Annotated in this window: 17 protein-coding genes; 12 read left to right on the top strand and 5 right to left on the bottom strand. The window is 47.2% G+C overall.

Features of this window, described 5'->3' with window-relative positions; all coding sequences use genetic code 11:
• The first annotated feature begins 1 nt into the window (after position 1).
• Positions 2 to 463, top strand: a complete 462-nt coding sequence (locus HKN88_01585) for a flavodoxin family protein (protein NNC96741.1) — start codon at positions 2 to 4, stop codon at positions 461 to 463.
• Here HKN88_01585 and yccX read toward each other — a convergent pair whose 3' ends face one another.
• Positions 464 to 766, bottom strand: a complete 303-nt coding sequence (gene yccX / locus HKN88_01580; protein ID NNC96740.1) for an acylphosphatase — start codon at positions 764 to 766, stop codon at positions 464 to 466. It lies immediately after the preceding gene.
• Positions 767 to 809: 43 nt separating this feature from the next.
• Here yccX and arsC point away from each other — a divergent pair, with 43 nt between their 5' ends.
• Together arsC and HKN88_01570 are read left to right on the top strand one after the other, a co-directional pair.
• Positions 810 to 1,154 (top strand): arsenate reductase (glutaredoxin), encoded by a 345-nt coding sequence (gene arsC / locus HKN88_01575; protein ID NNC96739.1) that lies wholly within the window; start codon positions 810 to 812, stop codon positions 1,152 to 1,154.
• A gap of 13 nt (positions 1,155 to 1,167) precedes the next feature.
• Complete coding sequence (locus HKN88_01570; GenBank protein NNC96738.1) at positions 1,168 to 1,632, top strand: DUF2069 domain-containing protein; 465 nt, start codon at positions 1,168 to 1,170, stop codon at positions 1,630 to 1,632.
• 30 nt (positions 1,633 to 1,662) lie between these two features.
• Here HKN88_01570 and hda read toward each other — a convergent pair whose 3' ends face one another.
• Both hda and HKN88_01560 read right to left on the bottom strand, forming a co-directional pair.
• Positions 1,663 to 2,367 carry a DnaA regulatory inactivator Hda gene (gene hda / locus HKN88_01565; protein NNC96737.1) on the bottom strand — a complete coding sequence of 235 codons (705 nt, stop codon included), beginning with the start codon at positions 2,365 to 2,367 and terminating at the stop codon, positions 1,663 to 1,665.
• Positions 2,368 to 2,383: 16 nt separating this feature from the next.
• Positions 2,384 to 3,622, bottom strand: a complete 1,239-nt coding sequence (locus HKN88_01560) for an AI-2E family transporter (protein NNC96736.1) — start codon at positions 3,620 to 3,622, stop codon at positions 2,384 to 2,386.
• 152 nt (positions 3,623 to 3,774) lie between these two features.
• Here HKN88_01560 and purM point away from each other — a divergent pair, with 152 nt between their 5' ends.
• Genes purM through HKN88_01545 form a run of 3 tightly spaced genes read left to right on the top strand, consistent with a single transcriptional unit; the run spans position 3,775 to position 6,352 of the window.
• The gene (purM, locus tag HKN88_01555) at positions 3,775 to 4,818 is read left to right on the top strand and encodes a phosphoribosylformylglycinamidine cyclo-ligase (GenBank protein ID NNC96735.1); all 1,044 of its coding nucleotides are present in this window, start codon (positions 3,775 to 3,777) and stop codon (positions 4,816 to 4,818) included.
• A gap of 13 nt (positions 4,819 to 4,831) precedes the next feature.
• Positions 4,832 to 5,473 carry a phosphoribosylglycinamide formyltransferase gene (gene purN / locus HKN88_01550; GenBank protein ID NNC96734.1) on the top strand — a complete coding sequence of 214 codons (642 nt, stop codon included), beginning with the start codon at positions 4,832 to 4,834 and terminating at the stop codon, positions 5,471 to 5,473.
• Positions 5,474 to 5,491: 18 nt separating this feature from the next.
• Positions 5,492 to 6,352 carry a DUF3108 domain-containing protein gene (locus HKN88_01545; protein ID NNC96733.1) on the top strand — a complete coding sequence of 287 codons (861 nt, stop codon included), beginning with the start codon at positions 5,492 to 5,494 and terminating at the stop codon, positions 6,350 to 6,352.
• Between the two features lie 29 nt (positions 6,353 to 6,381).
• On the opposite strand, the gene HKN88_01540 is transcribed toward HKN88_01545, so the two are convergent.
• Both HKN88_01540 and apbC read right to left on the bottom strand, forming a co-directional pair.
• Positions 6,382 to 6,948, bottom strand: coding sequence for a dCTP deaminase (locus tag HKN88_01540; GenBank protein ID NNC96732.1), 567 nt, complete (start codon positions 6,946 to 6,948; stop codon positions 6,382 to 6,384).
• 86 nt (positions 6,949 to 7,034) lie between these two features.
• Positions 7,035 to 8,078, bottom strand: a complete 1,044-nt coding sequence (gene apbC, locus HKN88_01535) for an iron-sulfur cluster carrier protein ApbC (GenBank protein NNC96731.1) — start codon at positions 8,076 to 8,078, stop codon at positions 7,035 to 7,037.
• A 316-nt stretch (positions 8,079 to 8,394) separates the two neighbouring features.
• Between apbC and HKN88_01530 the strand changes: the two genes are divergently transcribed.
• From HKN88_01530 to HKN88_01505, 6 genes are all read left to right on the top strand, one after another.
• Positions 8,395 to 10,812, top strand: coding sequence for a protein kinase (locus HKN88_01530; GenBank protein ID NNC96730.1), 2,418 nt, complete (start codon positions 8,395 to 8,397; stop codon positions 10,810 to 10,812).
• A gap of 80 nt (positions 10,813 to 10,892) precedes the next feature.
• On the top strand, positions 10,893 to 11,969 hold the full coding sequence (locus HKN88_01525; GenBank protein ID NNC96729.1) for a PilT/PilU family type 4a pilus ATPase: 1,077 nt from the start codon (positions 10,893 to 10,895) through the stop codon (positions 11,967 to 11,969).
• An 11-nt stretch (positions 11,970 to 11,980) separates the two neighbouring features.
• Positions 11,981 to 13,069 (top strand): type IV pilus twitching motility protein PilT, encoded by a 1,089-nt coding sequence (locus HKN88_01520; GenBank protein ID NNC96728.1) that lies wholly within the window; start codon positions 11,981 to 11,983, stop codon positions 13,067 to 13,069.
• Between the two features lie 119 nt (positions 13,070 to 13,188).
• Complete coding sequence (gene metG, locus HKN88_01515) at positions 13,189 to 15,240, top strand: methionine--tRNA ligase (protein NNC96727.1); 2,052 nt, start codon at positions 13,189 to 13,191, stop codon at positions 15,238 to 15,240.
• 37 nt (positions 15,241 to 15,277) lie between these two features.
• Positions 15,278 to 15,859, top strand: coding sequence for an electron transport complex subunit RsxA (rsxA, locus tag HKN88_01510; protein ID NNC96726.1), 582 nt, complete (start codon positions 15,278 to 15,280; stop codon positions 15,857 to 15,859).
• A gap of 8 nt (positions 15,860 to 15,867) precedes the next feature.
• Positions 15,868 to 16,007, top strand: a 140-nt coding sequence (locus HKN88_01505; protein NNC96725.1) for an electron transport complex subunit RsxB, incomplete at its 3' end; no start/stop codon positions are given.

The following is a 16,007-nucleotide window of genomic DNA, read 5'->3' as shown; positions in this document are numbered from 1 at the left end:
AATGGTCAATCTGCTTTTTTTAAGTCACACCCCGTCGCCCAATACCGCGGCTTTACGCGACGCGTGCCTGGAAGGCATCACCCATCCCGACATACAGAATATCTCAGTAACTTCATGCGATTATCTTTCTGCCGGCGTGGACGATGTGCAAAATGCCGATGGAATCATTCTGGGCACCACCGAGAATTTTGGTTATATGGCGGGTTTAACCAAAGATTTTTTTGAGCGCATTTACTATCCTTGCCTGGAGAGCAAGCAAGGCCTACCCGTTGCCTTGTACATTCGCGCTGGACTGGATGGTCAGGGAACAAAAGTTGCTGTCGGAAAAATACTGACCGGGCTCAAATGGAAACTGGTGCAAGAAACCCTGATCTTGCATGGCGAGTATAAAGAGTCGTTCAAAGACGAGGTCAGAGAACTGGGCATGAATTTTGCCGCCGGTTTGGAAGCCGGTATTTTTTAGTTAGAAGATTTTAAAACCTTCGAGCTCAAGTTCGCAACCTGCACCCACCTCGATTACCGAGTCTACTCTCGCCAGTTTCGGGCCCAGATGAAGCCACTGAAATAATTCTTCAATTAATTCGGGATCGCCCTGCGCCAAGACTTCCACTTGACCACTGTGCAGATTTTTCGCATAACCTGAGAGATTACGGCTGAGTGCTTGCTCTCGGGTGCTGGTGCGAAAAAAAACACCTTGCACTTTGCCGCTCACAATAAATCGTCGCACAATAATAGGCTTATTGCTGCTGTTTAGTTTTTCATCCATGCGATAATACTACCCCAAATTAATCATTAGATAACCTAAAACCATGATCAAGATTTACCACAACCCGCGCTGCTCCAAGTCACGACAAACTCTGGCCTTGCTGGAAGCACAACAAGTTGACCACAGCGTCATTGAGTACCTGAAAACTCCGCCGGGCAAATCAGAACTAAAGGACATCCTTAAGAAACTGAATAAAGAACCGCTTGAGATCATGCGTAAAAAAGAAAAGATCATGGATAAATTAAATATCGACCTTACAAGCAAGTCCGATGTGGAATTGATAGATTTGATCATCAAGCATCCTATTTTACTGGAGCGCCCGATCGTGGTGACGGATGAGGATGCAAGAATCGGACGTCCGCCCGAATCCGTACTCGAACTGTTCTAATAAAAAATATTTAATGACTGAACAATCTCAGAACAAATCTGTCCATGCGCCTGCTGAAATACCTGGCAGTATTAATGCTGTGTATTACCTTACGGTGATCAGTTATTTAATTGCATTGAGCGTGTTCATCTCGGGTTGGTACAGTTCGGGTCGACAGGTTTGGGGAATCTTGCTTTGTGTGCCTTTGGTATTACTGATTCCCGGTGTCATTGGAAAACGCCGTCGTTATTATCAATTGATCCCCAATCTTTTGGTTATATACATCGGCTGGAGTCTGGTTGAACGCATGATCGATAATGGCATGCAAACCAATGCCGGAATTGCCTTGTTTTTCTGGGTAATGTGTCTGGTGCTAATGCTTAAACTCATTCGTACACCGTATCTGGTGGACGGCAGGCATTATGTGGCAGATCCGGAAAAAAAGGCTAAGCGCCTGGCAAAAAAACAAGCCAGAGCAAAAAAGAATCAAGGCGGCTGAAGTCGAGAGCCAGTTTAGTTATGCAACTCGTTAATTAACTTCTGAAATTAATTTTCTGACAAATGGCACGGTCAATTTGCGTTGTGCTTCTAATGCGGCTTGGTCCGCCAATTCCAGCCAATTCATCAGACTGCCGAGTTCCCGCGGCAGGCGTTTCAAAATAAACTCCAAAGTCTCTTTTGGGATCTCCAATCCACGTTGCCGGGCGTGTAATAACAAGGCTTCAGACAAATACTCATCCGCTAGAACTGCTAAAGCATGGATCAATCCCGAGCTTAAGCGCGAACGCAGATCCGCCAGATCCAATCGCAAATCTGCCAAGGGTCGTGCTGCTGTCATAACCAGACTCGCGCGTTTTCCCGGCGCCCGTTCCAGGCGGCGATTAAACAGGTCAAACAATGCCTCTTCCCAATCTGCCTGGCCCTGGATGCGATCAATATTATCCAGGCACAACAACTGCACCTGTTCCCAGCCTTGCAAAATATCGGGAGGAAAATCGGGATTATCCAGATCCAGATACACGGCTTGCACATCTGCTGGGCAGGCATGACACATGGCCTGTAACAAATGTGTTTTTCCGGAGTTTTCCAATCCCGAAATAAACAAGGTTTCACCAATACTCGAATCCTTAGCCAGCATGCGACACTGCTGCACCAGGGCTTCATTTCCGTGGGCGACAAAGGTATCAAAAATTGCGTGGTCTGGCAGGCTTACGGCCAGGGCGAGTTGTTTCACGACCAATTCTCGTTATTTACAAAAAATCGTCGTCAAACGGATCATGTTTGTACAAACTGCGTGAGGCCTCGTCGTCAATCGATTGCTCTCTAGCGGACGCACCATAGGTGCTTAATGAGTCTTGTGCGTCAGACTTCTCAACACCAGAATCTTCTGCACTTGTATCTTCACTTTTAGCATCATCGATTTGGACATCATCGCTTTGGTCATCGTCATCCAGATAATCGTCTTCAATGAAATCTGCATAAAAGTGCCGCACAAAAACCGACAAAACTGCAGCGGCCGGGAGAGCAAGCAATACCCCAAAAAACCCGAACAACTGGCCACCAGCCATGACGGCAAATATTACCACTACCGGGTGTAAACCAATAGATTCGCCGACCAGTTTCGGCGTGAGCACGGTTCCTTCAATGGCCTGCCCGACGGCGAAAACCAGCACAACACCGGCCAACAGCAGCAGACCTCCGCCTTGAGCAAATGCGGTTATACCTGCCAGAAAAATACCGACAATAAATCCCAGGTATGGCACAAAACTCACCAATCCCGATAACACGCCGATTGCGATGGCATTATCCAGCCCGAGCATGCTCAGGCCAATTGAATAAATCACGGCAAGGCCGATCATAACCATCATTTGCCCGCGTAAAAAGCTACCCAGGGCCTGATCGGATTCTTTGGCGATCAAAAAAGTTTTCTCTTGATAGCGACGCGGGATGAGTGCACCGATCCTGGCGACCAGAAGATCCCAGTCACGCAATAAGTAAAACGCTAAAATTGGTGTTAAGGCAATAGTGAACACGGCACCGATGATGTTCGCACCGGACTTGGTCAGTGTACCCACCAGTTTAGTGCCCAGCTCACCCAGTTTATCGCCGTATTCACTGACCACCTGACTCCAACCAAAGCCACCTTCGCTACTTAGGCCCAGCCAACCGGCAACTTTGGGCAACAGCCCGGTTTCCAGCGCTTCAATATAAGACGGCAATTTTTGCGTAAAGGCCGATATCTGGCTTTTGATCATCGGCCCCAGCATCAGGACCAATAAAATGAGCAATATGGTCAAGCCAAAAAAAACGATCACTACGGCCAGGGTACGGCGTATGCGATAGGTCTCTAGCTTGTCCACCAATGGATCGCCAATATACGCCAGCAAGGCCGCGGCAATAAATGGCGTAAGAATGGGCGAGAGTTTGAACAACAACCAACCGATCAAAAAAACACCGATCAAATTGTATAAGCGATCTTGGGCAACCATGGCAATGTGCAAGTAACTGAATCAGGCGATATTTTGACACACTTAACCCTGGGCGTCAGTGAAATGCTCTCTCAGCAAGACCTGAATCTCGTGCAATAAAAGTGCCTTGAATGTGTCTGGGCCAGCTTGGGCATCGTGTACAATACGCGCCCATGACAACACAAAACAGCCAAAATTCAGGCTTGACCTATCGTGACGCCGGTGTCGACATCGAAGCCGGGAACGCTCTGGTCGAACGCATCAAACCCGCCATTAAGCGCACTCATCGACCCGGCGTCATGGGTTCACTGGGTGGCTTCGGCGGTTTATTCTCGCTCGATACGCAAAAATATCAGGAACCGGTTCTGGTTTCAGGTACTGACGGAGTTGGCACCAAACTTAAATTGGCCATCGATTCCGGGCGACATGAAACGGTTGGTATCGATCTGGTGGCCATGTGTGTGAATGACATCCTGGTACTTGGTGCAGAGCCATTATTTTTTCTGGATTATTACGCCACCTCTAAACTCGACGTGGACGTGGCCAGTGATGTGATCAGCGGTATTGCCAAAGGCTGTGAATTGGCTGGAGCCGCATTGATCGGTGGTGAGACCGCGGAAATGCCAGGCATGTACGCCAAAAACGATTACGACCTTGCCGGTTTTTGTGTTGGTGTGGCAGAAAAAGATCAGATCATTGACGGTAGCCAGGTAAAGGCCGGTGACCAATTGATCGGGCTCGCCTCATCCGGGATCCACTCCAATGGCTATTCCCTGGTGCGCAAAGTACTCGAACACAGTGGTATGGATTTTGAAACGGATCTGGATGGTAAATCATTGATCGACCATCTTATGCACCCTACGCGAATTTACGTAAAAAGTATTTTAGACGTATTACAAAACCACAGTATCAATGCCATGGTGCATGTTACCGGTGGCGGGCTGACCGAAAACATTCCACGCGTATTACCAGACAACGTAGATGCTGTGATCGAGACCTCGGCCTGGACCTATCCCGCTATTTTTCAGTGGTTACAAACACAAGGCAAGATTGCCGACGCGGAAATGCGCCGTACCTTTAATTGCGGTATTGGCTATATATTAGTGGTCAGCCCTGAACAAACAGACGCAATTGTCGCTGCCTTGACTGATTGCGGTGAGCAAGTTATTCGCTTGGGAGAAATCACTCCGGGCAAGCAGATCGTTCAATATCGCTAATTAAGTCATTATTATGTTTGAGATCGTGGTGCTCATATCCGGAAACGGCAGCAATTTGCAAGCCATTATTGATGCACAGCAAAGCTCAGACTCGCCAGCTCGCATCAAAGCCGTGATCAGCAACAAGCCCAAAGCGTTTGGATTGCAACGCGCAAAAGAACATGCGATTCCCGCTTACTGCATCCCAGGCAGAAAACAGCAATCACGTGAAGAGTATGACCAACGCTTGATGACAATTCTGGACAAGCTCAAGCCTGACCTGATCGTACTGGCGGGCTTTATGCGAATTTTCACGCCACAATTAGTCGAACGCTTTGCCAATCGCATTATCAATATCCATCCCTCCTTGTTACCTAAATACAAAGGCTTGCACACCCACCAACGCGCGCTGGATGCCGGAGACCGCGAGCACGGTTGCAGTGTGCATCTGGTAACCGCCGAACTAGACGATGGACCGGTAATTGCCCAGGCGAAAACCGAAATCAACAGCGGCGATAATAGTGAATCGCTTTCAGCCAAGGTTCAGAAACTGGAACATACACTGTATCCTGAAGTAATAGACTGGTTTGCCCGTGGGCGCTTAAGTTGTAAAGATCAACAAGTGTGTCTTGACGGAACCCCGCTTGAGCAAGCCTATCTAATGAACCAGGCCTGATAATCACTTGGAAGTTACATGCACTTATTGACAAACACTATTGAAAAAAACAAGCATCAACTGCTTAGTCTGTTGCTGTTGACTTGCGCAATGGCCTTCAGTTTACCTGCGCTTGGTGCTGATACCGATGCGGAGATTTCCGGCGAAGTGAATACAGTTTTTGCGGCTGATATTACACCCGCATTGATGCCCTACCACGCCACCTATCAGGCCAGATTCGGCAGCATATCCGGGCGCGCCAATATCGAACTCAAACTTGACCCTGAAACCCGAACCTACACCTATTATTCAGTCACCAAACCGAAAGGTATCGCCAAACTCATGGGTAAGATCCGTGAATGGACAATTTTTCAAACCTCAGACGTACAAGTAATCCCACAAGAATACGTGCACAAAAGTCGTGACCAACAACATATTCGCTATAACTGGAAAACCAAGCTGGCAGAAAGTAATGCCGATGGTAATGTTAAAAATCTGGAACTAAGCGGCAATGAATACGATTTACTGAGTTTGCAAATGCAGTTAATGCTGGATGCAAAACACGCGCAACTGAAATCAAGTTATTCAGTGATCAAAGACAATGAAGTCAAAGCTTATCAAGTGACCGGTCTGGGTGAAGAAAAAATCGAGTTAATGCAACAAACTTTGAATGCAATAAAACTCAAACAACAACGCGCTGGTTCAAGCCGACATATGTTGATGTGGTTGGCTCCTGAATTGGATTACGCTGTGGTCAAAATGCAGCAATACAAAGGCGAGACATTACGGGCAACCCTGGACATGACCGCGTACAAAGCCAAACCGCTTGTTGTAAAAACGCTTGAATCTGGTGGCTCTGAACAATCTAAAAAAAGCGTACGCGAAAAACTCAACTACTGATTGGTACCAGTACGCTTAAGCAAATTAACTCAGGTTTTGGGTAAGGTTACGCCCTGCTGACCCTGATACTTACCGCCGCGATCTTTGTACGAGGTTTCGCAGACTTCATCCGATTCAAAAAACAACATTTGTGCCACACCTTCATTCGCGTAAATACGCGCCGGTAACGGGGTTGTATTTGAGAACTCCAATGTCACATGGCCTTCCCATTCCGGCTCCAGCGGTGTGACATTCACAATAATGCCGCAGCGTGCGTAGGTAGATTTTCCAAGGCACACAGTCAGCACATTACGCGGGATACGAAAATACTCAACTGTACGTGCCAGGGCAAATGAATTGGGCGGGATAATGCATTCACTGGCTTGCACATCCACAAAACTGTTTTCGTCAAAATGCTTGGGATCAACAATGGCGGAATTAATATTGGTAAAGATCTTGAATTCATTGGCACAACGCACGTCATAGCCGTAACTGGACGTGCCATATGAGACTACACGGTCTTCATCGTGGTAGCGGACTTGTCCGGCCTCGAAAGGCTCGATCATGCCCTGCTCTTCTGCCATACGACGTATCCAGCGATCCGATTTTATACTCATAATGAATTCTCTTTAATGCATGTTTAATGCGTTTTTGCACTTAGCCTGGTTGTTGTTTAGTAAGTGATTGTAATGGATTTCTATGTTCAGGTATTTTCCACAACAATATTGGGAAACTTGCTCGAATAGTCTTTTTGACTTTGCGCCAAGGATGCCAGCATACGCAAGGCCGCATGTCGATAAGCCTTGGCAACGGTACTTTCTGGATCAGCGGCTACCGTTGGGTTGCCGGCACCGATCTCCTCACGAATGCGGGTGCTTAAGGGAACCGACGCCAGTAATTGAGTCTGATAATCACGCGCCATTTCAGCGCCACCGTGAGAGCCGAAAATATCCGATTCTTCGCCGCAGTGCGGGCACACAAAGGCCGCCATATTTTCCAGCACTCCAAGTATTCTGACATTAACCTTGTTAAACATTTGTAAACCTTTTTTAGCGTCCAGTAATGCAATATTTTGTGGCGTGGTAACAATGACGGCACCGCTCAATGGCACGCGTTGCGACAAGGTTAATTGGGTATCGCCGGTTCCGGGTGGCATATCCACGATCAAATAATCAAGTTCGCCCCAACGCGTGTCCATGAGCAATTGTGTCAGTGCCTGGGTCACCATCGGACCGCGCCACACCATGGGCTGATCTTCGCCCACCAGGAAGCCGATCGACATACATTTGATGTCATGTGCTTGCAATGGCTCGATGCTTTTCCCGTCGGGGCTTTCCGGTTTGGTCCCGGAAAGTCCAAGCATGCTGGGAATACTTGGACCGTAAATATCGGCGTCCAAAATTCCTACTGCGGCCCCTTCTTGCGCTAAAGCGATTGCCAGATTGACGGCAGTGGTCGATTTCCCGACACCACCTTTACCCGATGCAATCGCAATAATATTCTTAATACCACTTAAGGGTTTTAGATGTTGTTGAACCGCGTGTGATCGCACCTTCCAGCTGATCTGTAACTGACAAGCATGCTCCGGATATTTCTGCCTGATGCGTTCCAGAATGTCATTTTTCAGGCGTTTTGCATGCTGACTTATCGGAAAAGGATAGATAAGATGAACTTCTGGCTGATCGGCATTACCCAGATTGTGTAATTCCTGCACAATACCCGCGTTTATGGCTTTGCCAAGGCTCATGTCCAGGACTGGATCATGAACATCGTTCAAGATGCCGTGCAGATCAAAATTAGCAAGATTTTTCGTCATATTTTTCAATTAGTTAGGATGTTTTTCGTTGTACAGATGTACGCCAATAGCTATCAGGCGCGCATTGTACCTTAAACGATTTTTTTGTGTCAGGCATTAAAACCAATTGCAGCAGTCTATATTGATGTGTCATCAGGTAAAAAAATCCAGCAAATTCAGACTGTTATCGTGTAAGATTAAGAATAGAGTAAAGTGTCAAAAGAAACTAGTAAAACGGAACGGGCGAATACATTTCTAATAAAAACAAATGGCATTATTTACAGGACATAGAGCAGACAGGAACATTAAAAAACTGGTTACAGCCGTAAACCAGTCAAACAATGACGCCTATAAGGAAGCTATTAATAATCTTACCAATCTGGGTGAGAGTGCCCTGCCATACGTTTATGAAGCCATGGATTATGTCAATGAGGAAGCTCGCAATGGCCTCACCCATGTAGTGTCACGCTTGACCGATAGCAGTAGTTTGCAATCCATAGTTCATCAGCTTGAACACTCCAACCCTAAAGTCAGCAATGCAGTAAGCAATGCCTTGATCCAGACTCGCAAAATAAATCCAAATGCTTTACTCGAATTTCTCAAAGACCCTGCCGTTCCGAATAACAAACTGTATGTGATATTGGGAACGCGCGAAGACGAACTGGACGCCGGGCGTCTAATTAGTACAGCGTATGATCTGGAAATTTCTGACAAAGACCAGATCTTTAAAATTGTTGAGCGCATTATTACCCAAGATCAGCTTAACGATCTTTTGGGCCGAGCCACCGGTAAAGACCCGGTGATCAGGGCTCACATTATTCGCATACTGGCAAAATTCCGTGACACCAAAGTTGTGCGCACTTTGGAAGGTTTACTGAATGATAAAAACGCCATTGTGCGAAAAGCGGCACTGGAAAGCCTGACCAAACTCGGAGCAGCGGCCGACATAAAAAGCTTGTGCGCCATGCTTGAAGACAATGACATCGGAGTGCAGGAACAAGCCGTTGAAGCTATCTCGCGCCTTAACCATCCAGATACAGCTAAACACTTGCTCGATGTATTGAAGTCGGAAAACGAATACGCTCGCCGTTCAGCTGTTGAAGTCCTGAATGACATCGGCACGGTTGAGAATATGAAACAATTGCTCCAGGCAATTCTCGACGAAGACTGGTGGGTACGCTCGCGTGCTGCCGATGCCATGTCCAAGATCGGCGGACCAAAAGTTGTCGATTCTGTGCTTGGCTTAATTCACGATGAGAACGAAGACTTACGTCGCATTGCGGTAGAAATATTAGTTACCACAAAAGATCCACGCGCCGAACAACAACTCATCAAAGCCTTGCAAGATGATGACTGGTGGGTGCGCGAAAGAGCCGCCGATGCATTGTCAGAAATGGGCAGCGGTGGCGCCATTCCCAATCTGGTAAAAATTCTTGGGAAAAACCCCAAGTCTGATCCGATCATTATTCGCGCGATTGGCAAATTGGGCAATGAGAACAATGTTGCACAAATTATGCCATATGCCGAGAAAAGCGATGAATTGGTGAAAGTTGAAGCTTTGCGTGCCGTGATCGACCTGGCTGGAAAAGATACCGTCAAACATGTAGTGGCATTGCTCAAAGACCAGGCCAATAAAACCGAGAACATGGAGACCAAGGATGTCATTCGCATAGGCATTCAACAACTCGACCGTACCTATTTCAATGTCTTGATGGAAGATGGCAGTCCGGTTGATCTGCCTCCCTTACCCACCGCACCGGTCGAGGCTACGGGCGCCCTTGCCGCTTCAACCATGTTGATTGACGAAAAGGATGTTAAAAAAGCCATAGAAGAGGCTCGGCCAAATCTCGATATCGGGAAACTCAATCCGGGTGACGTACTAGAGAATCGCTATAAATATCTCAAGCGAATTGGCAAAGGCGCCTTTGGCACAGTCATTCTGATGGAAGATACCGCCGTAGGCGAACAGATCATATTGAAATTCCTGAACGCACATATTGCTGCTGACTCGGAAACCATGCAACGCTTTGTGCATGAATTGAAATTCTCACGCAAAATTACCCACAACAATGTGATACGAATTTTTGATTTCTTGAATATCCAGGGCGTATTTGCGATTTCCATGGAATACTTCCCGTCCAAAGAACTCAGTGATGTGATCCGGGGTGAACCCATAGATTCACAACGGGCCCTCAAGATTGCTATCGATATTTGTAACGGCATGATAGCGGCGCACGAAGTTGGCATCGTGCATCGCGACCTCAAACCCGCAAATGTATTGATCGATCATCATGACGAGATCAAGGTCGTGGATTTTGGTGTGGCTGCCGCACAAAGCAGTGGCGATACGCAACTTACCAAAACCGGGTTCGTGATCGGCTCACCAAAATACATGGCGCCCGAACAAATTCTTGGCAAAAAAGTTGACCAGCGTGCGGATGTTTATTCTTTGGGTGTCATTTTGTATGAAATGTTTACCGGTGTTGCACCTTATACCAAGGGTGATCACATGGCGGTTATGTATCAACACGTGCAAGGCAGTGCTGAAGCGCCACACTCAGTCAACCCGGAGCTAGACATGGCGATCAGTGAGATCATCACTACCGCAATGACCGTGAATCGCGACGACCGCTATCAAACCATGCATCAATTACAAGAGGCTTTGCAAGGTTTGGTTGTTGAGTAAGCTCAATTTCAAGTAATACCTCACCCTTGTTTTCAAACTAGTACTTGCACAGAGCTGATACGCTCGACATAATACAACGCATGGCCAGAATTGATGCTTTCCTCAAACTCGGACTTGCCCAAGGCTGTTCCGATATTCATCTCGCGGTTGGCGTTCCACCCATGCTACGCATGAGTGGTGACCTGCTACCAATTAAATTTCGTAACCTGACGTCGACCGAACTGGACAGCTATATCAATGAAATCCTCAACGAAGTCCAAATAAAAGAATTCAATAACGGTAATGATGTTGATTTTTCCTATGTGACCGAACAAGGCACACGCTTCAGGGCCAACGTATTTCGCAAAACCAGTGGCAGTGGTGCGGTATTCCGGTTTATCCCAACCGAAGTCCCAACACTGGAAAAGCTCAATCTACCGCCGATAATTCAAAAATTAACCAATTACCATCAAGGCATGATTTTGGTCACTGGTGCAACAGGTACGGGAAAATCAACTACCCTGGCGGCGATGATCGATCACATGAATGCCAATCGTGCGATCAATATCCTCACCCTGGAAGACCCGATCGAATTTGTGCACCCAAGTAAACAAGCTCAAGTCATTCATCGCGAAGTGGGGACACATGTAAACAGTTTTTCACATGGCCTGCGCGCCGCCTTACGTGAAGATCCGGACGTAATCCTGGTTGGTGAATTGCGCGATGAGGAGACCATTACCCTCGCCATGGAAGCCGCGGAAACCGGGCATCTGGTACTAGGCACCATGCATACCACCACAGCGGTTAAAACCATCGACCGGGTCATCGATGCCCTGCCCGGAGAAAAACGCGAGCAAGCCAAAATGTTTCTGGCCACAAGTTTGAAAGGTGTGATCAGTCAAGTGCTGTGCAAAACCGCAGAAGGCCGTGGTCGGCAAGCTGCACTGGAGATCATGGTGCCAAATCGCGCCATCAGTAAATTGATCATGGAAGATAAAATTCACATGATCAAGTCACAGTTACAAACCGGTAAAGAAGATGGCATGCAATTGCTCGACCAGCACTTAATGCAGCTGGTCGAGAATAAAGTGATCGATCCGGACGATGCCTATATTTACGCGCAAGAAAAAGGTCCTTTTGAACGATATGCCAGCCCTGATGTGATCACCCCGGAATAATTTGAACACTTATGAGTACTTCACCAGAAAACCATATCGACAAATTCCTCAAAATGATGGTCAAAAATGATGGATCTGACCTGCATTTTCTGGCCCGTAATCCGCCACGTACACGGCGTTACGGAAAACTCATGGCTCTGGATAAAAAAATTCTTGAACCATTAGAGGTACAAGAAGCCATATTTCAAATGATGAATCAACGCGCCTTGAGTGAGTTTGAAAACGATCATCAGGCCGATTTTGCCTATGCCCTGCCAGGAATTGCCCGATTTCGAGTTAACGCCTTTCGGCATCTCAATGGCATGGGTGCGGTCATGCGTACCATTCCGGAACAACCTCTCACTTTGGAACAATTACATACACCTGAGGTGATCAAAAAGCTGTGTATGCACAAACACGGCCTGGTCCTGGTCACGGGAAAAACCGGCTCGGGTAAATCAACCACCATGGCCGCAATGATCGATCATCTTAACCGCACGACCAAAGGGCATATTCTGACCATCGAGGATCCTGTGGAATTCCGGCATGTCCGGGTGAAGAGTCTAATCAGTCAGCGTGAGGTCAAAGCGCACACCAAAAGTTTTGCTGATGCCTTGCGCTCTGCCTTGCGCGAGGACCCGGACGTTATTCTGGTGGGTGAGATGCGTGATGCTGAGACTATTGGTATTGCTGTAACCGCCGCTGAAACAGGAATTTTGGTGATGGGCACCCTGCATACCAACAGTGCTTCCTCAACCGTCGAACGAATTATTAACGTATTTCCATCAAGTGAACAAAATCAAATTCGCACTATGCTCTCCACCTCGCTGCGTGGCGTGATCTCGCAACAACTTTTGCCGCGTGCGAGCGGCAAAGGCCGAGTTGCAGCGCTGGAGATATTGGTGAACAATTCGGCGGTTGGCAACATGATCAGACAGGGAAAAACCGAGCAGATCGACAATGCCATCACCAGTGGTAAACGCTATGGCATGCAAAGTATGGACGGCGCGCTAAAAGCTCTGGTCGCCGATGAAACCATTACCGGCGAACAAGCCTATATGAATGCGTTTAACAAAAGCAGTTTCGAACAATACGCCCCGGAAAACCAGTCCGAAGATTAAGCCTGTACCCATTCTAAAATATTTCTCTGTAACTGCGAACTGCTGCATTCTCGCGGCAGCAATAGCCCGCCTGTGGCATAATGAGCGGCAATTCGGTTCTGTACCCAACAATTATCTAGATGACTGAAAAACAAAGAAAAATAATCGTAACCGCCGCCCTGCCTTACGCCAATGGAGCTATCCATCTTGGTCACATGCTGGAGTATATTCAAACCGATATCTGGGTGCGTTTTCAAAAATTACGCGGGCACGATTGTCAATTCGTGTGGGCCAGTGACGCGCATGGCACGCCGATAATGCTCAGCGCCCGTAAACAGGGCATTACGGCGGAAGAACTGATCGAGAAAATGAAAACGGAACATCAAGGTGTATTCGATGATTTCCAGGTTGCCTATGACAATTTTCATTCCACGCACAGCCAGGAGAACCAGGACATTGTGGAGGAGATCTTTGCCAAACTCAAAAGCAATGGACATATCCAGGAAAAAAAGATCGAGCAGGCCTATGACGCCGAAGCCAAAATGTTTTTACCTGACCGGTTTGTCAAAGGCACTTGCCCGACCTGCAAAAGTCAGGATCAAAATGGTGACAGCTGTGAAGTGTGTGGCGCCACCTATAACCCGACCGACCTGATCGATCCGGTTTCCGTGGTGAGCGGCACAACCCCGATCCAGAAAAAAACCCTGCATTACTTTTTTGCTTTATCCAATTTTACACAAGACCTGCAAGACCTGGTTCACAATGGTCTGGTGCCCGGCAGTATGGCGAGTAAACTGGATGAATGGTTTGAAGCCGGACTTCAGGACTGGGACATTACCCGTGACGCGCCCTATTTCGGGTTTCAAATTCCTGGCAGTGAAGATAAATACTTTTATGTGTGGCTTGATGCGCCAGTTGGCTACATGGCAAGTCACAAACAACTATCGCACCGCACCGGTAAAAATGATTTCCCCCAAGCCTGGCAAAAAAACAGTGAACACGAGATCTATCATTTTATCGGCAAAGATATTGTATATTTTCATGCTTTGTTTTGGCCTGCGGTTTTAGCCGGCGCCGGCTACAAAGTGCCAACAAAAATTTTCCCACACGGTTTTTTGACCGTGGATGGCAAAAAAATGTCCAAATCTCGCGGCACCTTTATCAAGGCCCGCACCTATCTGGATAATCTGGCACCGGAATATCTGCGTTATTACTTTGCGGCTAAACTCAATGCAAGTATTGATGACATCGATTTAAACCTGGAAGACTTTGTACAAAAAGTTAATTCGGATCTGGTCGGTAAATTGGTGAATATCGCCAGTCGTTGTGCCGGATTCATCCATAAGCTTTTTGATGGTGAACTGGCGGATGGATTGGATGATGCCGAGCTGTATAGCGACATGCTGGAATCATCTGAATTTATAGCCCGCAGTTACGAAGATCTTGAATATCATCGCGGCATGCGCGAGATCATGCGTCTAGCCGACGTGGCCAATCGATACATAGACGAGAAAAAACCCTGGATCATGGCCAAAGGTATCCAGGACGATGCTGAAATGGCGCGTGCAGTGCAAAGGGTTTGTACCCAGGGCTTGAATTGCTTCCGCGTATTGGTGCACTACCTCAAACCGGTCATTCCCGAATTGGCTAAAAAAGCTGAAGCCTTTTTAAATATTACTTCACCGAGCTGGAATGCCATACAAGCCCCCTTACTCGATCATCGTATTGAAAAATTTAAACCACTGCTCACGCGTGTTGACAGCAAAAGTATTAACGCGATAGTAGAAGCGAGTAAAGAGGACTTACAGGTCAGCCCAAGTGATTTGAGCACAAGTAAAATTGAAGCGCTGGCTCCCGAGATCAGTTTTGATGATTTTGTTAAAATTGATCTGCGCGTAGCCCGTATTTTATCTGCCGAGATAGTCAAGGATTCAAACAAACTTCTCAAGTTAATCCTGGATTGCGGTGATCGTCAACGCGTGGTGTTTTCCGGCATCAAGGCCAATTATTCACCGGCTGACATTGAAGGTCGCCTGACCGTAGTCGTAGCAAACTTAAAGCCCAGGAAAATGCGTTTTGGCGTCTCAGAAGGTATGGTTTTATGCGCTGGAGGCAATAATTCTTCGGGCGAAGAAGAGATCTATTTACTCGACACCGACGTCAAAGCCTGGCCAGGTATGCGTATCACTTGATTCAATCCAACTAGGTAGCTAGATAAAAAAATAGACCATGACCGAACTCTTTCTCATTATTGTCAGTACGGTATTAGTGAATAATTTTGTCTTGGTCAAATTCCTTGGACTTTGCCCGTTTATGGGCGTATCGCAAAAACTCGAATCTGCGATTGGCATGGCCCTGGCAACAACTTTTGTTTTAACTTTATCTTCGGTGTGCAGTTACTTACTCAACACCTACTTCTTGCAACCATTCGGGATTGAATTTCTGCGCACCATCAGTTTTATTCTGGTGATTGCGATTGTGGTGCAATTCACTGAAATGGCGGTTAAAAAAGTCAGCCCGCTGCTGTACAAAATTCTTGGCATCTACCTGCCATTGATCACCACCAATTGTGCCGTATTGGGTGTTGCTCTACTGAATGTACAGGAGGCGCACACTTTTGTGCAATCGGTATTTTACGGCTTTGGTGCCGCCCTCGGTTTTTCTCTGGTTATGATCTTGTTTGCCGCAATGCGCGAACGTTTGCAAGCGGCCCAGGTTCCGGTCACATTCCGTGGCGCAGCGATTGCCTTTATTACCGCAGGCATGATGTCATTGGCCTTTATGGGCTTTACCGGTCTGGTGAGGTTCTAGGAATTGATATGCTTATCTCGGTCCTGATCTTTGTCATTATTGCCTTGATCTGTGGCGCACTCCTGGGACTGGCTGCGGTTCGTTGGGCAACGCGCGAAGACCCGCTGGTTGAAAAGATCAATGCACTATTGCCACAAACCCAGTGTGG

It is taken from the genome of Gammaproteobacteria bacterium, from assembly GCA_013001575.1.
GTDB lineage: Bacteria > Pseudomonadota > Gammaproteobacteria > Steroidobacterales > JABDMI01 > JABDMI01.
Note: the sequence above shows the minus strand (reverse complement) of the source record. Positions and strands in the feature narration are given on the sequence as shown.